At 47.6% G+C, this 18301-nt stretch carries 13 protein-coding genes; 8 read left to right on the top strand and 5 right to left on the bottom strand.

Translation table 11 applies throughout. From position 1 onward, the window contains the following. Positions 1-319 precede the first annotated feature (319 nt). The 7 genes from mrdA to ygjK all read left to right on the top strand — a co-directional run bounded on the left by mrdA (position 320) and on the right by ygjK (position 12783). Positions 320-2218 carry a penicillin-binding protein 2 gene (mrdA, locus tag A9237_RS11950; protein WP_005427423.1) on the top strand — a complete coding sequence of 633 codons (1899 nt, stop codon included), beginning with the start codon at positions 320-322 and terminating at the stop codon, positions 2216-2218. Between the two features lie 241 nt (positions 2219-2459). Further along, on the top strand, positions 2460-3446 hold the full coding sequence (gene ebgR, locus A9237_RS11945; protein ID WP_005436560.1) for a transcriptional regulator EbgR: 987 nt from the start codon (positions 2460-2462) through the stop codon (positions 3444-3446). A gap of 341 nt (positions 3447-3787) precedes the next feature. After that, positions 3788-6886, top strand: coding sequence for a beta-galactosidase subunit alpha (gene ebgA / locus A9237_RS11940; RefSeq protein WP_078608248.1), 3099 nt, complete (start codon positions 3788-3790; stop codon positions 6884-6886). 3 nt (positions 6887-6889) lie between these two features. After that, positions 6890-7339 carry a beta-galactosidase subunit beta gene (locus A9237_RS11935; RefSeq protein WP_078608247.1) on the top strand — a complete coding sequence of 150 codons (450 nt, stop codon included), beginning with the start codon at positions 6890-6892 and terminating at the stop codon, positions 7337-7339. Between the two features lie 203 nt (positions 7340-7542). Further along, positions 7543-8985 (top strand): amino acid permease, encoded by a 1443-nt coding sequence (locus A9237_RS11930; protein WP_078608246.1) that lies wholly within the window; start codon positions 7543-7545, stop codon positions 8983-8985. A gap of 354 nt (positions 8986-9339) precedes the next feature. Beyond that, the gene (gene ygjJ, locus A9237_RS11925; RefSeq protein WP_078608245.1) at positions 9340-10395 is read left to right on the top strand and encodes a protein YgjJ; all 1056 of its coding nucleotides are present in this window, start codon (positions 9340-9342) and stop codon (positions 10393-10395) included. 15 nt (positions 10396-10410) lie between these two features. Then, positions 10411-12783 (top strand): alpha-glucosidase, encoded by a 2373-nt coding sequence (gene ygjK / locus A9237_RS11920; RefSeq protein WP_078608244.1) that lies wholly within the window; start codon positions 10411-10413, stop codon positions 12781-12783. 14 nt (positions 12784-12797) lie between these two features. Here the strand turns inward: ygjK and A9237_RS11915 are convergent, their stop codons facing one another. Then, the gene (locus A9237_RS11915; protein WP_078608719.1) at positions 12798-13730 is read right to left on the bottom strand and encodes a LysR family transcriptional regulator; all 933 of its coding nucleotides are present in this window, start codon (positions 13728-13730) and stop codon (positions 12798-12800) included. A 114-nt stretch (positions 13731-13844) separates the two neighbouring features. Between A9237_RS11915 and chrA the strand changes: the two genes are divergently transcribed. Beyond that, positions 13845-14984 (top strand): chromate efflux transporter, encoded by a 1140-nt coding sequence (gene chrA / locus A9237_RS11910; protein WP_078608243.1) that lies wholly within the window; start codon positions 13845-13847, stop codon positions 14982-14984. A 100-nt stretch (positions 14985-15084) separates the two neighbouring features. Here the strand turns inward: chrA and A9237_RS11905 are convergent, their stop codons facing one another. From A9237_RS11905 to A9237_RS11890, 4 genes are read right to left on the bottom strand one after another with little or no spacing between them, the layout of a single operon-like run. Beyond that, positions 15085-15768, bottom strand: coding sequence for an OmpA family protein (locus tag A9237_RS11905; RefSeq protein WP_078608242.1), 684 nt, complete (start codon positions 15766-15768; stop codon positions 15085-15087). 5 nt (positions 15769-15773) lie between these two features. Then, positions 15774-17276, bottom strand: a complete 1503-nt coding sequence (locus A9237_RS11900; RefSeq protein ID WP_078608241.1) for a pilus assembly protein — start codon at positions 17274-17276, stop codon at positions 15774-15776. Positions 17277-17278: 2 nt separating this feature from the next. Continuing rightward, positions 17279-17800: a tight adherence pilus pseudopilin TadF gene (gene tadF / locus A9237_RS11895; protein ID WP_045480382.1), complete on the bottom strand. Its 522-nt coding sequence runs from the start codon at positions 17798-17800 to the stop codon at positions 17279-17281. Continuing rightward, on the bottom strand, positions 17797-18291 hold the full coding sequence (locus tag A9237_RS11890; RefSeq protein WP_078608240.1) for a TadE family protein: 495 nt from the start codon (positions 18289-18291) through the stop codon (positions 17797-17799). Before A9237_RS11890 ends, tadF begins: the two co-directional genes overlap by 4 nt. Positions 18292-18301 lie beyond the last annotated feature (10 nt).

Raw genomic sequence — 18301 nt, 5'->3', positions numbered from 1 at the left:
GTGTAAACGTTTCCACAAAATTACATCACGATTAAAAATCAATAAAAATAAAGAAAATTGGGTTAGAGCAGGAAAATGGGAAAGATTTATGACACTTACATGTATAAACGTTTACACAATGTAAGAAAAACACGGTGATTCACGCAAACCAGAAAGATGATTTTCCGCAATCGATACCTGACATTGCTCTTACAAAACGAGAGATAAAGCCCGCTACAGTAGCCCCGCCCCAAATGTAACCTTTTGTAACAAGACTCAAATCGCGTCTTTTCCTTTTATCGGGGCATGCAAAGAATAAAAACAGATCTGAAGGGCCCTCATGCTACGCAAGCGAAACGAATTTCGAGACCACAACCAAGAAGTGCGGTTGTTTAAGAACCGTGCCATCGTTGCCTTCCTCGGCATGGTTATTTTGCTGGGTGGATTGGTCGCGAACCTGTACAACTTGCAGGTTAACCACTTTAAAGATTATCAAACTCGTTCTAACGACAACCGAATCAAAATCCTGCCTATCGCGCCAACACGCGGCTTGATCTACGACCGAAATGGCGTATTGCTGGCGGAGAACCGCCCGGTTTACAACCTTGACATGATCCCAGAGCAAGCAGGCGATCCAGATGCACTAATTGAAAAGTTGCGTCATTACGTCGACATCACCCCAGAACAAGTCGACGCTTTTAAAAAACGCTACAAGCACACACGTCGCTTTCGTTCTGTCACCATCATGAATGAGCTGAATGACGAACAAGTCGCGCGCTTTTCTGTTCATCAGCATGAGTTTAATGGCGTGTTTGTGACTGCCGACCTCAAGCGTTTTTATCCTTACGGTGAAAAGCTGACGCACGTACTGGGTTACGTTTCGCACATCAACGACCGAGATTTGCGTCGCCTTGATGAAGAAGGCAAAGCGCAGAACTATCAAGCAACGCAAAACATCGGCAAGTTGGGCGTTGAGCGCTACTACGAAGACCTTCTCCATGGCACCAAGGGCTACGAAGAAGTCGAAGTAAACAGCCGCGGCCGTGTCATTCGCACCATCAAATACGTACCGCCGATTCCGGGTAAAGACATCGTGCTAAACCTTGATATCGAGTTACAAGAATACGTCTACAAAGAGCTCGACCATCGCCAAGGTAGTGCTGTGGTGCTCGACCCACGAGACAACAGCGTACTCGCAATGGCATCTAGCCCAAGTTATGACCCCAACCCATTTGTGAACGGCATTTCCAGCAAGGCGTACCGTTCACTATTGAACGATCCTGCTCATCCCTTGGTAAACCGCACTACGCTTGGTGTTTACCCTCCGGCTTCAACCGTGAAACCATTTATGGCAGTGGCGGGGCTTGAGGAACATGTGATTACGCCAACGACGGTGCGTAACGATCACGGCTCTTGGCGTATTCCTGGCTCGAAACCGAATTCAAAAGCATGGCGAGATTGGAAACGTTGGGGTCACGGTAATGTTGATGTTACCAAAGCGATTGAAGAATCCGTGGACTCTTTCTTCTACCAAACTGCCTTTGACCTTGGCATCGACCGCATCTCGAAATGGATGAACAAGTTCGGCTTTGGCTTGCCAACCGGTATCGATATTTATGAAGAGAGCAGTGCGAACATGCCGACCCGCGAGTGGAAAGTCGCACGCCACCGCACGCCTTGGTATCAGGGCGATACTGTGCCTATCGGTATAGGTCAAGGCTATTGGACAGCGACTCCAATGCAGATCGCCAAAGCGACTTCATTCCTTATTAACCATGGTGAAATGAAAGCACCTCACCTACTTAAAGCCGTGATTGAACATGGTGAAGAGTTTGAAAACCAAGTCGACGTTGCACCGAAAGACCTGCCGCCAATTGAAGGTGTGCCAGATAAATACTGGGACATTCCAATCAACGCGATGCGCTTGGTAAACAATGGCGCACATGGTTCTGGTCGCCGCGCATTTAAAGGCGCAGAGTACAGCAGCGGCGGTAAATCGGGGACGGCGCAGGTATTTGGCTTGCGTAAAGACGAAGTCTACAACTCGAAAAAGCTTGCTAGCCACCTGCTTGACCATGCGTTGTTCACTGCCTTTGCACCGTACGACCATCCAAAATACGTAGCGACCGTTGTGATTGAGCACGGTAACGGTGGTTCAAAAGTCGGGGCACCATTCATTCGCCATGTGTTTGATCACTTACTTGTCGATCCAGATAAAACCAAAGGTAAAAAGTCTTAGGTTTAACCTTATCGCCTTACCACTCGTTTTAAGTCGTGAGAGTAAATAACAAAGCCCGAACGGATTGTCCTAGCCGTTCGGGCTTTTGTTTGCTTAAAAATCCCCCTTCTCGCGGTGGTATCTTCATTTCACTCCTCGCACAGTTTTACTAAAAATTTGTGCATCCATAAGTAGCTGTTTACAATGGTGGGATTATTGCTTATCTCACTGGGACAGTGAGCTTTGCCAACGGGAAGTGAACATGGCAACACTAAAAGATATCGCTACAGAAGCGGGCGTCTCACTTGCAACCGTCTCACGCGTGTTGAATGACGATCCGACTCTGAGCGTAAAAGAAGAAACCAAACACCGCATCTTAGAGATTGCTGAAAAGCTGGAATACCGCACCAGCAGTTCGAAAAAAGCCACCAAAGAGGCGAAACAAAAACACCACTTTTTAGCTTTGTATAACTACAAGCAAGAAGCAGAGGTGAATGACCCCTACTACCTGTCGATTCGTCACGGGATTGAAACCCAGTGCGATAGATTGGGCATTACATTAACCAACTGCTACGACAGCGTCATCGATGTCGAAACGCAAAAGATCACCGGTATCCTTTTGGTTGGTAAAACCGATAAAGCGATCATCAATAAACTACCTAAGCGCCTCGCAGACAGCATTTGTTATATCGACTTCTCAGACAGCGACAGCGTGTACGACAGTGTTGATATCGATCTTGCTCGCATCAGTAAGCAAGTCGTCGACTTCTTTGTCGAGCAAGGTTATCAGCGCATTGGTTTCATTGGCGGGCAAGACGAACCCAACACAGCGGACATTCGTGAAAACGCGTTTGTAGAATACGGCAACCTAAAAGGTGTCGTATCAGAGAACGACATTTACCGCGGCGATTTTTCTAGCCTATCGGGTTACGATTTAGCCAAAGCGATGTTAGCAAAAGGCGACTTTCCGACAGCACTCTTTATCGCATCAGACTCGATTGCGATTGGGGTTTTACGTGCCATCCATGAGTTCGGTTTGAACATTCCACAAGACATTGCTCTTATCAGTGTGAATGACATTCCAACTGCTCGCTTTACTTTCCCACCGCTCTCTACCGTGCGAATTCACTCAGAGATGATGGGCATACAAGGGGTAAACTTATTGGTAGAAAAATACCGCGATGGCCGTGCACTGCCATTGCAAGTTCACGTACCAAGCAAACTCAAACTGCGCGGCACGACTAAGTAGTTCTCCCACCTCATCCTTATTTTATAAAGCACTGAATCCTCAGTGCTTTTTTATTTCCCTTATCTAAATTCCCGTCATTTTTTACTCATTTTACCCTGCAAATAAGCTTGGGATGTTATTCCTCTACGCTGATCACATCTTGCTCACCAATCACGTATTAAAACGTGATCGAGTTAAAGTTAAACGTTTTCACTAATTTATTTTAGTAAAACTTTTACTAATATCTTTCCCAGATAACTCATAAGCCTTTTCACAATACATCGGCTGCATTTCTCTTGGGCAGATTCGACGCTGACAATACCGCGCCGACATGACCAAGCTAAGCCGAGGGGAGAACAAACGTGAACAACTGGGAAAACTTCCTTCACCTACATGAGAACCGTATGGCACCACGTGCTTACTTCTTCTCATACGATTCCGTTAAAAACGCACAAACGTTCCAACGCGAGCTGAGCAGCCGCTTTAAACTGCTGAGTGGTCAATGGACATTCAACTACTTCACTAACCCGCTTTTGGTACCTGAAGCGTTTTACTCTCAAAAAATGGAAGACTGGGGACGCATTACCGTTCCAAACATGTGGCAAATGGAAGGCCACGGTGACCTTCAATACACTGACGAAGGTTTCCCATTCCCTATCGACGTACCGTTTGTCCCAACCGACAACCCAACTGGCGCATACCAACGCACTTTCACGCTTGGCCAACAATGGGACAACAAACAAACCATCATCAAATTTGATGGCGTTGAAACTTACTTTGAAGTTTACGTAAACGGTCATTACGTTGGCTTTAGCAAAGGCAGCCGCTTAACCGCTGAGTTCGACATTTCTTCTTACGTTCAACAAGGCGAAAACTTATTGTCTGTGCGCGTCATGCAATGGGCAGATTCGACTTACATTGAAGACCAAGACATGTGGTGGACGGCGGGTATCTTCCGTGATGTTTACCTTGTCGGAAAAGAGCACGTTCACGTCCAAGATCTGACTGTTCGTACTGATTTCGCCGACGATTACCAAAGTGCTACTTTAAGCTGCCAAGTTGAGCTAGAAAACCTGTCTACTGCGGCTGCTTCTGGTTACACGCTGGAATACTCGCTCCAAGACAAAGGTAAAGTGATTGCTAATGGCCAATGTGATGCACTGACTATCCAAGACAACAGCCAAACAAGCTTTGCCATTGATGTAGTGAACCCAACCCATTGGACAGCGGAAAATCCATACCTATACCAACTGTTCATCACACTGAAAGATGCACAAGGCAATGTGATTGAGGTGATTCCGCAACGTGTTGGCTTCCGCGACATCAAAGTGTGTGATGGTCTGTTCTACATCAACAACCAATACGTAATGCTGCACGGTGTGAACCGCCACGATAACGACCACCTAAAAGGTCGTGCAGTTGGCATGGAGCGCATCGAGAAAGATCTGATTTTGATGAAACAGCACAACATCAACTCAGTTCGCACCGCGCACTACCCTAACGACCCACGCTTCTACGAACTGTGTGACATTTACGGCTTGTTCGTAATGGCAGAAACCGACGTAGAAACCCACGGCTTCGCGAACGTTGGCGATCTCAGCCGCATCACCAACGATGCAGCATGGGAAAGTGTGTTTGTTGACCGCGCAGAACGCCACGTTCATGCGCAAAAGAACCACCCTTCCATCATCATGTGGTCACTGGGTAACGAGTCCGGTTACGGCTGCAATATCCGCGCAATGTACGACGCAACCAAAGCGATTGATGACACCCGTTTGGTGCATTACGAAGAAGACCGTGATGCAGAAGTTGTCGACGTGATTTCTACCATGTACTCACGTGCGCAGCTCATGAATCACTTTGGGGAGCACCCACACGAGAAACCACGCATCATTTGTGAATACGCACACGCAATGGGTAACGGCCCTGGCGGTCTAACGGAATACCAAAACGTGTTCTATGCGCACGACCACATTCAAGGTCACTACGTATGGGAATGGTGTGATCACGGCGTATTAGCACGTGATGAAAACGGCCAAGAGTTTTACAAATACGGCGGTGATTACGGCGATTACCCGAATAACTACAACTTCTGTATGGATGGTTTGATTTACCCAGATCAAACACCTGGACCGGGCTTGAAAGAGTACAAACAAGTCATCGCTCCAGTGAAAATTCAAGCAGTAGAAGGCAAGACAAACACCTTCAGCGTAGAGAACAAATTGTGGTTTACCAACCTTGATGATTACACCATCACGGCAGATGTCCGAGCGGAAGGTGAAACGCTGCGCAGCGTGCAGTTTAAGGTCGAAGAACTTGCAGCGAACAGCGCGCGTGAAATCACAATTAATCTGCCAGAACTGGACGAGCGTGAAGCCTTTATCAACTTCACCGTGCGTAAAGACAGCCGCACTTTGTACAGCGAAGCGAACCACGACATCGCGGTGTACCAATTCCAACTGAAAGAGAACACAGCAAGCGAAGCCGAATTTGTTAGCCACAATGCACAAGCGTTAGTCACCTCAGAAAGCCGCTTGGAACATGTGATTGAAGGTCACAACTTCACTCTGACCTTCTCTAAAGTCAACGGCAAGCTGACCTCTTGGCGCGTCAATGGTGAAGAGCTGATTCAGTCAGAACCTAGACTGAACTTCTTCAAGCCAATGATTGATAACCACAAACAAGAGTACGAAGGGTTGTGGCACCCAGCACACTTGCAAATCATGCAAGAGCACTTCCGCACGCTACAAGTCGAAGCTACGGATGAATCGGTTTCGATTACGACCACCAGCATCATTGCGCCTCCTGTGTTCGATTTTGGCATGCGCTGTACCTACCGCTACCAAATCAACGCACAAGGTCATTTGAATGTGGAACTGAGCGGAGAACGCTATGGCGATTACCCGCACGTAATCCCTGTGATTGGCTTGGATTTGGGCATTAACGGCAGCTTTGACCAAGTGAGTTACTACGGTCGTGGCCCTGAAGAAAACTACCAAGACAGCCGCCAAGCGAACTTGATTGATGTTTACCACAGCACAGTAGCCGACATGTTTGAGAACTACCCGTTCCCACAAAACAACGGCAACCGCCAACACGTTCGTTGGGCGTCACTGACGAATCGCCACGGCACGGGGCTGTTGGTGAAACCACAGCAAGAAATCAACTTCAGCGCTTGGTTCTACACCAATCAAAACCTGCACGACGCGCAACACACCATTGAGCTAGAGAAGAGCGGCTACATCACGCTCAACCTTGACCATCAAGTGATGGGGCTGGGCTCAAACTCATGGGGCAGCGAAGTGCTTGATTCATACCGCGTTTACATGGACGAGTTCCGCTATGGCCTAACACTGATGCCACTTCAAGCAGGCGATTGCAGTGCACAAGCCATGGCAAACCATGATTTCGACAATGCGTTCTTCACTCAACCTAATACTCAAACAGCAAACGAGGCGTAATCCATGATCGTGTTAGACAACTTAGAACAATTCAAAGTCGTGTACCGCGACGGTCGTAAATGGAACCGCTGCGTGGAAGCGATTGAGAACATCGCCAACATCAAAGACGGCGTGATGTATTCGATTGGTGACTCTCTGGTTTACATGATTGAAGACGGCACGAAACAAACCGACCTGTTTGAAGGTAACCGCCGCTACTTCGATGTGCATTACTACCTAGAAGGTCGCGAAACAGTGGAGTTCGCCGACAAATCCGATTTACGCCTAGAGCAAGCATACCGAGATGAAACTGACCGCGAATTACTCTCCGGTCAAGGTGAGACTCGTGAGCTTTGCGAAGGCCAAGTTGCAATTTTTGATAACGATAAAGCGTACCGCTTCCACGGTGACAACCGAGTAAGAAAAGTGGTGCTCAAAGTGACCATCGAAGATGGCTATTTCCTAAATAAATAACGGCTTACAGGCAAGGCCAGACAACGCGTCTGGCCTAACAACAAAATAATTAAATAAACCCAAAGTAATTCAGATCACAGATCAGTTGTAGACCTCAGCAATCCCATGCGATTACGAATAATATTCGCCCAAGGATGATAAAACGGTCAATAGCACTATCACTGAGTTACGAAGGGAATTGACGTGATTCATCGGAGGACTCTATGTCTGAATCTATGCGCGGCACCATTGGCAAATTCGCCTTGCTGTCGATGACATTTGCGGCGGTATTTAACGTCCGTAACATCGTGAACAACAACATTGAGCTTGGCCTTAGCTCTGCCCCTATCTTCCTTTTCGCGACGATCGTTTACTTCATTCCATTTGTATTCATCATTGCGGAGTTCGTTTCGGCGAACAAAAACTCTGAGTCAGGCATGTACGACTGGCTTAAACAACCGCTTGGCTCTAAAGCCGCTTACCTAGGTTCGTTCCTATACTGGTTCGTAAACCTATTCTGGTTTGTGTCTCTGCTACCAAACGTGATTGCTTACGCGTCTTACGCAATGCTTGGTTACGAATACACCTTCTCACCAATGGTGACGTCGGTGATCTCGATTGTTCTGTTCGCAGCGGCGACCCACATTTCAACCAAAGGCGCATCTTGGTTGGGCAAAATTTCTGAGCTGGTTGCTTACGGTGTGTTTGCACTATTCGGCATTTACGTTCTCGGCGCGCTAATGGCATTAGGCGGCGACACTTACACGCCAGCTGAACCAATCACACTAGAGGCAATGAGCCCAACCATTAACTGGGCGACGCTAGGCATTATGTGTTGGATCTTCCAAGCAGCAGGCGGTGCAGAAACCGCAGCGGCTTACCTGAAAGACGTAAAAGGCGGTCAAAAAGCCTTCATCAAAGTGATCATCATGGCGGGCATCTTGATTGGTGCGATGTACGCTATTGGCTCACTTTTGGTGAACGTGTTCGTTCCGCGTGAAGACTTAACATACGCAGGCGGCATGGTAGAAATCTTTACCGGTATGGCGCAATACTTCGACATTTCAACAGCATTGGTTGGCCGCTTCGTTGGCATCATCTTGTTCATCGCGATGTTTGGCTCAATGATGATGTGGACTGCAGCACCAGTAAAAATTCACTTCTCTGAAATTCCAAAAGGTGTGTACGGCGAGAAAACCACAGAGCTAAACGAACACGGTGTTCCAGTACGTGCAGCATGGTGGCAATTCGCGTTCGTTGTGGTGATGCTGATCGTCAACGGCTTTGGTTCAGAATCCGTGCAAGACATGATGAACCAAGCGATCAACCTAACCGCAGGTACGGCGATGCTACCACCAATCTTCATCATGATTGCATACTTTGTGTTCCGTCTAAAACACGACGATACACCGCGCGACTTCCGTATGGGTTCACGCAAAGTGGGCATGAGTGTGGTTTCTGTACTGATTGTCATCTTCGTGGTGAGCATGACCGCTTCGGCATTCCCAACAGGTGTTGATTTGGTACGTGCGTTCTTCATCAACGTGTTTATGACGGCCGTCTTCTCTGCTCTGGCTTGGTGGTGGATCTCTCGCTTTGAAAAGAAGCAAGCTATCAAACAACAATCAACGCAAGAAAAGGCGCAAGAGCCAGTAACGCAATCATAAATAAGCGTTAATTCCCAATTATTCAAAGAGCATCCTCGTGATGCTCTTTTTGCTTTTGTCCTGCTTCCCCTGCAAAACCACCGCTCTTCAAACGCATTCTAGGGCGCAATTACATAGCAAAAACCATCATGCCCTCTTCCTATATAAGCGCTCTCAATCCATAAAAGCGGCAAGTAAAACTTTACTAAATATCGATCACAATTTAACTATATAGCATTTAATCAAATACCATTTGATCGATAAAATTGATCCCAAGTTTGCAGACGAGCTGATCCTAAAGCCTTTAGAGCACCCCCATATAAATTCAGCCACGTCAGCAAACCATAAATCCTACTCAATTAAGAAGTGATTAAAATGAAGACTTGTTTTACTAAAACTGTTTTGTCCGGATTGATTCTTACCGCTGTCAATGTCCATGCATCTGAAAGCCAAGCTGACCATAGCCCTACTCAACCTCCAAAATCCGACGCAGAAGTCAGCTTCGACTTTTACGGCGAATTAGGCGTTGGTGGCCATGTCGCGTTAGAAGGCGAAAACAAAGGCCGCTACGCAGACGGCACTTACATCGAGGGTGGCCTCGCTGTCCAATACGGTAACTGGTTTGGTCTTGCTTATATGGAAGGCTGGACAGTTCAAGCCGATGACGATGGCAATGCTTGGGCGACAGGCCATGGTTGGGGAGGCTTCGAGGGTGGCTTCAACCGTTTCTATGCCGGTTACCGCACCGATGGCAACACCGAGTTTATGATTGGCCGTATGGACTCTTCTCTGGATGACGTTCAATGGTGGGGCGATGCGACGGTCGAATATGGCTACGTGATCTCCAATACGCGAGACGTGTTCTTGGGCGCTAAGATCCAAAACCTTGAAGGTAAATTCCGCTACAGCATTTCAGCCGCTCCTGAGTCGGACTTCTCTGAAGATGATTCTTGGGTCAACTTTGGTAAATACGACCGCTTTGCTGATCAATGGATCGATAAGAACGCCATGGTCAACGGTTACATCCAATACGACATTACCGAGCACTTAACACTTATGGGCGGCGCAGAAGTCCGTAACAACGACGGTGGTGAACTGTTCCTCATTGGCGCGGAATACAAAAACGTTGCCGCGCGTGTATGGCACGACACCGATAAAGGTAACCAAGTCTCAGACGGCAGCGAATCAGGCTTTATGACCAGTGCATGGTATGAAGCCGCTCCGGGCGTCTATCTATCAGCGGCCTACAACTACGCCAACTTTGAATCAGACACCGCTGAAGACGAAATCACTTCTTACATCAACGCCGGCGTGTGGTGGGAATACGCCAACGGCACATGGGCAACCGCATTTGATAGTCGCTTTGCTGTCGGGGATGACAACGTGACGGGCGATGCTCAAGTTTTCGCAATGCAATATTTCTATTGGTAAACCGAGGAACCAAACATGACTTTACGTAAAACCCTAATTGCTTTAGCCGTTGGTTCAGCGGTGACACTCTCTGGCTGTAATACCGTCACAACGTCTGAAGCACCGTTACAAGCGAGCGAGTTTAAGAATGTAATTGACCGTACTGGCTCTCCAGAATACATGCGCGATTACGACTTTGATGACCACCAGCGTTTTAATCCATTTTTCGATATGGGTGCATGGCATGGACACCTATTGCCTGACAATGCAGAAGGTATGGGTGGCTTTCCTGGCACGGCGCTCCTGACCGAAGAATACATCAACTTTATGGCCAATAATTTTGATCGCTTAAGCGTGTACAAAGATGGCAAAAAAGTCGCCTTCGAAATGGAAGCGTACAGCTTGCCGGGCGCATTGGTGCAAAAGCTAACCTCTGATGATGTCACTGTGGAGATGACGTTGCGCTTTGCTTCTGACCGCACTTCTCTATTGGAAACCAACATCACCACAGACGCCCCTGTTGAACTCGTATGGGATGGCCAACTGCTTGAAAAATACCACGCGAAGGAAGGCAAATCCCAATCAGATAAAACCATTGATGAGCAGTACCCAAATTACAACCGCACTATCGTCGCGACGGATGACGGTTTAAAAGTAACATTTGGCAAAGTGCGTTCAACGTGGGATCTGCTGACCTCTGGCGAGTCTGAATACCAAATCCATAAGTCCATCGATATGGACACTCAAGTGGATGGTCATCAGTTTACTTCGACGGCGAAAATCGACGGTTCAACCACGATTTACACCACCTACTCTCATGTCCTAATCGCAAAAGAAAACCAAGCTGAACAAACGAAGATTCAAGACATTTTGGCAAACCCAGAGGCTTACCTTTCGGCTTCTGAGCAGCGTTGGGAAGACTATCTAACCAAAGGTTTAACCAACCCACACGCCACACCAGAGCAAGAACGCGTGGCGGTGAAATCGATGGAAACCTTGAACGGTAACTGGCGCGGTGTCGCAGGTGCGATGAAGTTTGATTCAGTAACCCCATCCGTGACAGCACGTTGGTTCTCAGGTAACCAAACTTGGCCTTGGGACACATGGAAGCAAGCTTATGCGATGGCGCACTTCAATCCAGATGTCGCGAAAGACAACATTCGTGCGATGTTTGCTTATCAAATTCAAGCAGACGATCCTGTTCGCCCTTGGGATGAGGGTTATGTGCCGGATCTATTGGCTTACAACTTAAGCCCAGAACGTGGCGGCGACGGAGGCAACTGGAACGAACGTAATACCAAACCAAGCCTTGCTGCATGGGCGGTAATGGAAGTGTACAAAACCACCGGCGATAAGGCATGGATCGAAGAGATGTATCCGAAGCTTGTGGCGTACCACAACTGGTGGCTGCGTAACCGCGATAACAACGGCAACGGCGTTCCTGAATACGGCGCTGCGGTAGACAAAGCGCACAACACGCCAGAAGGTGAAATGTACTTTACGGTGGTTCGCGGCGAAGAGCATGAAACGGTCGTGGGTAAGAAAGCACTGGCAAAAGTGATGGCAGAGGGTAATTACGATTACATCGAAAGCCCAGCACAAACCGCCGCTTCTTGGGAGTCTGGACGCGATGACGCAGCGGTATTTGGCTTCATCGATAAAGAACAGCTGGATACTTACGTTGCCAAAGGCGGTAAGCGCAGCGATTGGGATGTGGAATTTGCGCAGAACCGCGCTGAAGACGGCACCTTACTGGGTTACTCGCTGCTACAAGAATCCGTCGACCAAGCGAGCTACATGTACAGCGATAACCAATATCTGGCTGAAATGGCGGACATGTCAGGCAAGGAAGACGAAGCAAAAGACTTCCGAGCGAAGGCTAAACATCTGGCAAACTATATCAACACTTGTATGTTCGATGAGTCAACGGGCTTCTTCTACGACATTCGCATCGAAGACAAACCACTGGCAAATGGCTGTGCAGGCAAACCGATTGTCGAGCGCGGTATGGGACCAGAGGGTTGGTCGCCACTGTTTAATGGTGCGGCGACTCAAGCCCATGCCGATTCCGTCGTGAAAGTGATGAAAGACAGCAAAGAGTTCAACACGTATGTGCCACTGGGTACGGCTGCGCTATCGAACCCAGCCTTCGGCCCTGACATTTATTGGCGTGGGCGCGTATGGGTCGATCAGTTCTACTTCGGTTTAAAAGGCATGGACAGATACGGCTATCGTGACGACGCCATTGAAATGGCAACGGCCTTCTTCCAGCATGCGGACGGCCTAGTGCAAGATGGCCCGATTCGTGAGAACTACAACCCACTGACGGGCGATCAACAAGGCGCACCAAACTTCTCATGGAGCGCGGCGCACCTATACATGCTGTACAACGACTTCTTCACTGAGTAGAAATCAGTCGTCAATTACAGGGAGCTTTCGTTGCTCCCTGTGATCAATTCTGCTACCAGCTGACGCAGCCAAATTCCTTTATCCTCGTTGTTACGGCTGGTATGCCACAACATGGCGATATCAAAATCCGCTACCGCAATCGGCGGCTGGACGCTCACCAAGTCGTCCGAGAACCCTTCCGCTTGCGCCATTTTCTCTGGCACAATCGCAACCAACTCTCGCTGTTTAAGCAAGTTTCTAATCGTCAGGAAATTACGTGAGGCAACGGTGACTTTTCGGCTCAAACCATGCTCAGCAAGCTTTTTATCTACCTGTGTACTCAAGCTGCCATCAGGGCTCACGAGCGCTTGCTCGATACTGGCAAAAGCGTGAATCGATAATTGTGTTTCGCCTTTCAACACTCGCTTATCACACAGACATACATGCTTTTCTGTGTAGAGGTACTGGCTCTCAAAGTTATCGTCGAGCACAGGCATACTGCCGATGATGACATCTAACTTATCGTGCTCAGTTAGAGCTACATAGTTGCTGCGATTGACGTTGATAAAACTGATTTGGGCTTCTGGCGCACGCTTACGGATTTCATCATAAAGCAGTGGCGCGAAGATAAACTCGGCGTAGTCGGTTAACCCTATGCGGCACACGCCGGCGTAGTTTTCTGGTTGGAAAGCGGACTTCGTCAGTAAGTCTTTGGCAATCGAGTCCAATAAATGATGCACCGTCGGCGCAATATGGTGCGCGTGCTCGGTTGGGTCCATCTTATGGCCTTTCCGCTCAAACAATGGGTCATCAAACAACACGCGCAAACGCGACAAGCTATGGCTCATGGCAGACTGACTGACAAAGCTTTTCTCGGCCGCCAAACTCACACTGCGATAGCGATATAGGTAAGAAAAGGTCACCAACAGATTTAAGTCGATATTGCGCCACTGGATGTCATCTTTCACAGAACAAACCTCATCCCATTTCATTCATAGATGAAATTAAAACTATTAATTTGAGTCATCTTAGTACATTTCTTACAGTAGATGCAGTTTTATTGGAGATTTAACAGGCTCAACATGTTTACCATTTTTAAAACCTTTTTTTGGCTTGGTTGGATCAGTTTCGGTGGCCCTGCGGCGCACATCGGTTACTTCCGCCAAACGTTCGTTGAAAAGCTCAAATGGATTGATGACAGCGAATACGCACAGATCGTGGCTTTGAGCCAATTCTTACCGGGTCCTGGTTCTAGCCAAGTTGGCTTTGCTCTGGGTTACAAACGCGGAGGCTTAGGCGGCGCATGCATGGCGTTTCTTGGCTTCACGTTGCCTTCCGTGATCATCATGTTGGCGCTTGCGATGGTAAGCAGCCAGATCACCGATACGGCGCTGTTCCAAAACATCGTTCATGGCTTGAAGTTGCTTGCGGTCGTTGTGGTGGCGGATGCGACTTGGGGAATGTACAAAAACTTCTGTCAAAGCAAACTAACAGCCGGCTTGTGTGTGGCAACCGCGATTGCGTTATTGGTTGCACCGAGCATCGCAACTCAAATGCTGGTGCTTGTAGTAGCGGGCTTGATTGGCACTCAATATCTCAAGAAAGAATCCGCAGCCCCTGCCGAACTTTTTAAACCAACCATTGCACCATTGGCGCTGTTCGCAGTACTTCTAGTTGGTTTGCCGTTTGTGGCTCATACCCTGCCGATGCTTGGGCTATTTAGCGACTTCTTCCAAGCGGGTAGCTTAGTGTTCGGTGGCGGTCACGTGGTACTTCCGCTATTGCAAAACATCGTTGGCGATCAACTCAGCCAAGACGCGTTCCTAACGGGCTACGCCGCAGCACAAGCAGTACCGGGACCGATGTTTACCTTCGCGACTTACATTGGTTACGAGCTGTCTGATACACCTATCCTAGGTGCGCTAATCGCAACATTGGGTGTGTTCTTACCGGGCTTCTTATTGCTGCTTGGCGTGCTAAAGAACTGGCAAGCGCTGGCTGGTAAACCTGCAGTGTCAGGAGCGATAAACGGCGTAAACGCATCGGTCGTTGGTTTGCTACTAGCTGCACTTTACCAACCGGTATTCAGCAGCGCTGTCGTTGCTCCAATTGACATCGCTCTTGTGATAGCAGGCTTCTACTTACATAAGAAACTTAACTTGTCGGTGCTTTGGATGATTGTGTTCTTTGTCGCGGCAGGCATTGTGACTGGCATGATGTAATCACATCACTAAAACAAAGACAAAGAAAAAGACAAAAATACAACGCCCGCTTCCAATTGGAGGCGGGCGTTTTTAGTTCCATCGAGCCAGTAGTTAATACCTATTCCGTTGCTGGTGGTTTTTCCTGTTCATCCGCTGGAATGTAAACATCTGCTCTACGGTTTTTAGAACGACCCGACGAGGTATTGTTGGTGGCAATCGGTTCAGATTCACCAAAGGATTTAAGCGTGGTTTTCTGTTCGCTCACCCCGTAATAGTGCAGCTCACGAGCCGTGCTTTTGGCTCGATTATGACCCAGAGTTTGGTTATAGGCTTTGGTGCCTATCCAGTCAGTATGCCCTTCCACGGTGACTTGATAGTTCGTTTGAGCAAGCTGACGAGCAACACTGCTCAAGACATCTCTCGCGAGCGGTGTGAGGTTAAAACGATCGAACGCGAAGTGGACCCGTGCAATCAATTTACCCTTATCCGTGACTTCACCACTGAATTGCGCGATACCCAAATTCGAGATATACGTCAGGCAATCATTCGGGTTAGTGAGCAGTGATGAGTTCTTCATCAGCGCCCACTTCAGTGCGGGGTCATTGCTGGTATCGGTGACTTGCCAGTAGCCATCACGGTGCGATCCCACCCCTGTCACCTCGCCAACCTGAATCGAGTGCGAGTATTCATAATAAGACGTCCCGCAGTATTCGGTCACTTTTGAACTGACTTCACTGGCATTCGCACTAACGGTCGTGAAACCTGCCACCAGCATCCCTGTTATTAGTATTGCTTTGGTCATATCTATCACCCATATAGTCTCGATACACCATTACCACGAGATCCTTTCTTAATTAGCTCTTCGATTTTCTTAATAAAATCTTCCGTCTCTGTTACATCGATGATGTCTTCATCCGGATTCAACACACAATCTTGGAAACCACTTTGCGAAGATGCACTGAAGTTCACCCCAATGACGCCAATGTACAAATTGCCATTCTCAGTTTGGAAGTGTTCACGCGCCTTATCGCACATACCTTGATTGACTAATCCCGGAAGGATTTGTGTATAAGGAAACTCCATCCCATCACTGATCACAATCAGCATTTTGAGGCGATCGTTGTACTGTTGAGTCTCTTCGGCATCATTGCCATTTGGTCGTCCACCTTCCATGATTTGCAAGCCACGCAGCATGCCTTGGTAGGCGGCAGTGTTACCACCTGAGTTCATGGTTTGCACTTTCTCAAGCTGAGTCTTATCAGCCGTTAGAGGAATCGTGAAGAAACCATTGTTCCCCGTCATCGTCATGCTACCGTTGTACAAAGAATTGTTATTGGAACGGAAATGGAAGTTGAAACTTGGATTAGAAACCTTATTGTCGAACATATGATTAACCGACTTGGTGTAACCAATGTACTCCGGAATCTCTAAGCGGTTATTGTTGAAATTCACCACGTGAGACACACGTTTAGCGTGTTGTCTTTCCCAATTCTTTTGATTTGGACAATCATCAACATCGGCGGCACAACTCTCAACTTCACTCTCGGTGTACGGCGACCAATATGACCAGTTAACTTGCTCATATAGAACAGGAGAGACATCTAATCGATAACCACTCTTGTAACGAAGCTGACTTGTGGCATACAAGTTTCCGCTTAACTTCTCTTGAACGCGTAGGTTAAAAGGAATGATGGCAATACGATTAAGAACTTCTGTTTCACCTTCTCTCGGCACTAAAATTCTGTCTGCGATTTCCTCTACTGCATCCTTCAATAAATCGATTTTGACTTGTCCTTGCCAGTTGTTGTTCATCGATCCAGAAAAGTCAGTAACCAAAACCAAATCGATGATCTTGTCACCCAAATAATAAGGATATTTTGCCGCTACAGCTTGTCCTGCCAATTTCTGGGTTTGTTCAAAAGAAGGAATAAAAGTGCTGGCAAACCAAGAATTGTGTGTCGTTACTGCATCAACGGAATACTGAATCTTCTCGGTATTGTCATTCTCTTCCGTTGGTTCTTGATAGGTACGTATCGTCTGAATATTCACATGAGAAACATCACGGACATAATCGTTAATATAAAGCGTCGCTAATGCATCTGATACATTGGATTTGTCATCAATCGTCACGGCTAGCGCCGCTGTTTGAGCAGCATCTCGCAAGCGACTCGTCTCTTGAATATAACGGGTGCCCTCGACGGCTAGAAATGTCATGCCGAAGACTGGTACCAAAGTAAGTGCAAACCAAATCGCCGCAACCCCACTTTGGGCACGATGAGATTTAGTTCGGTTGAAGTGTATAAGGCTCATGGTTACCTCCCTACAACAACAGAGCTGGAAGTAATGGTCATGGTTGGAGACGCATTGTTACCCCAAAATCGAGCGAACCAAGAGTTCTCTTCTTGACACAATGTGACCTGATATAGGGAAAAGATATTGCCATTTTCCACTGGGGCTAAGTCTGCTTTATTCGCAAGACTATTCGCGTTACAACCAAGGTTTCGGTATTCATCGCTTTCAAAAGCATTGAGGGTAGATTTGTCGTGCAATGCTTCAATTTTAATTGCGATGCTGCTTGGCGTGGTGTCAAACAAACGCGCTGCCAACGTCTTCATGTCTGATTCATCGCTGGCATTGAGCGTAAATCGCTCATCGTAATAGCGTGTTCGCTCTTTTAAGACGTTCGCCAGCGCAAAGCTTCCTCTATCTAACTGCGCGCGGCTTAATAGCTTATGGCTAAGATCAGTCATAAAATAGAAAACAGCGATTAACGCAACGAGCACTATGAATAGCTCAATCGCAAAAACACCTTTTTGACGGGTAAGAGTTTTCATGGCGTTTCCTCCTCCCATCCTTCGTGTTCTAGGTTTATCAAAGTACTACGTGTAATCGGTACAACATCTCCGGTGAACACGCTAAACATTGGGCTGTGATTATATTGAAGAGTAAACTCGGCAATCGCATAACCACCGCCACCTTCATCCATTTGTACGTCGGTGTAACTCACGTTGGAGATGAGATCTGAATAAGACAAATAGTACTGTCCCGTCAGCGTAAAGTTTTCTGCAGGAACCAAAGTCGCCCACATCGAATCCGATTCGCCTAACGCATTATCGAGTGTTAACTTGTAATTGTCGTAAGAGTCTCCACCCTCATAAATTTTGGTGCTGCGAACCGTTTCTCTTAACGCGTACTCAACCAAGTTCGTTACATAAATTCGAAAGCTCATCTCAAAGAGCATGAGCATAGCAACACCTAAAACAAGTGCGCCCAACACAAACTCGATGATAGTGACACCCTTCAATTTCGATAGAGTATGCCTCATAGCTATCACC

This window comes from Vibrio owensii, assembly GCF_002021755.1.
In the GTDB taxonomy this organism is placed as follows: Bacteria; Pseudomonadota; Gammaproteobacteria; order Enterobacterales; family Vibrionaceae; genus Vibrio; species Vibrio owensii.
This window is presented reverse-complemented; position numbering and strand designations above follow the sequence as displayed.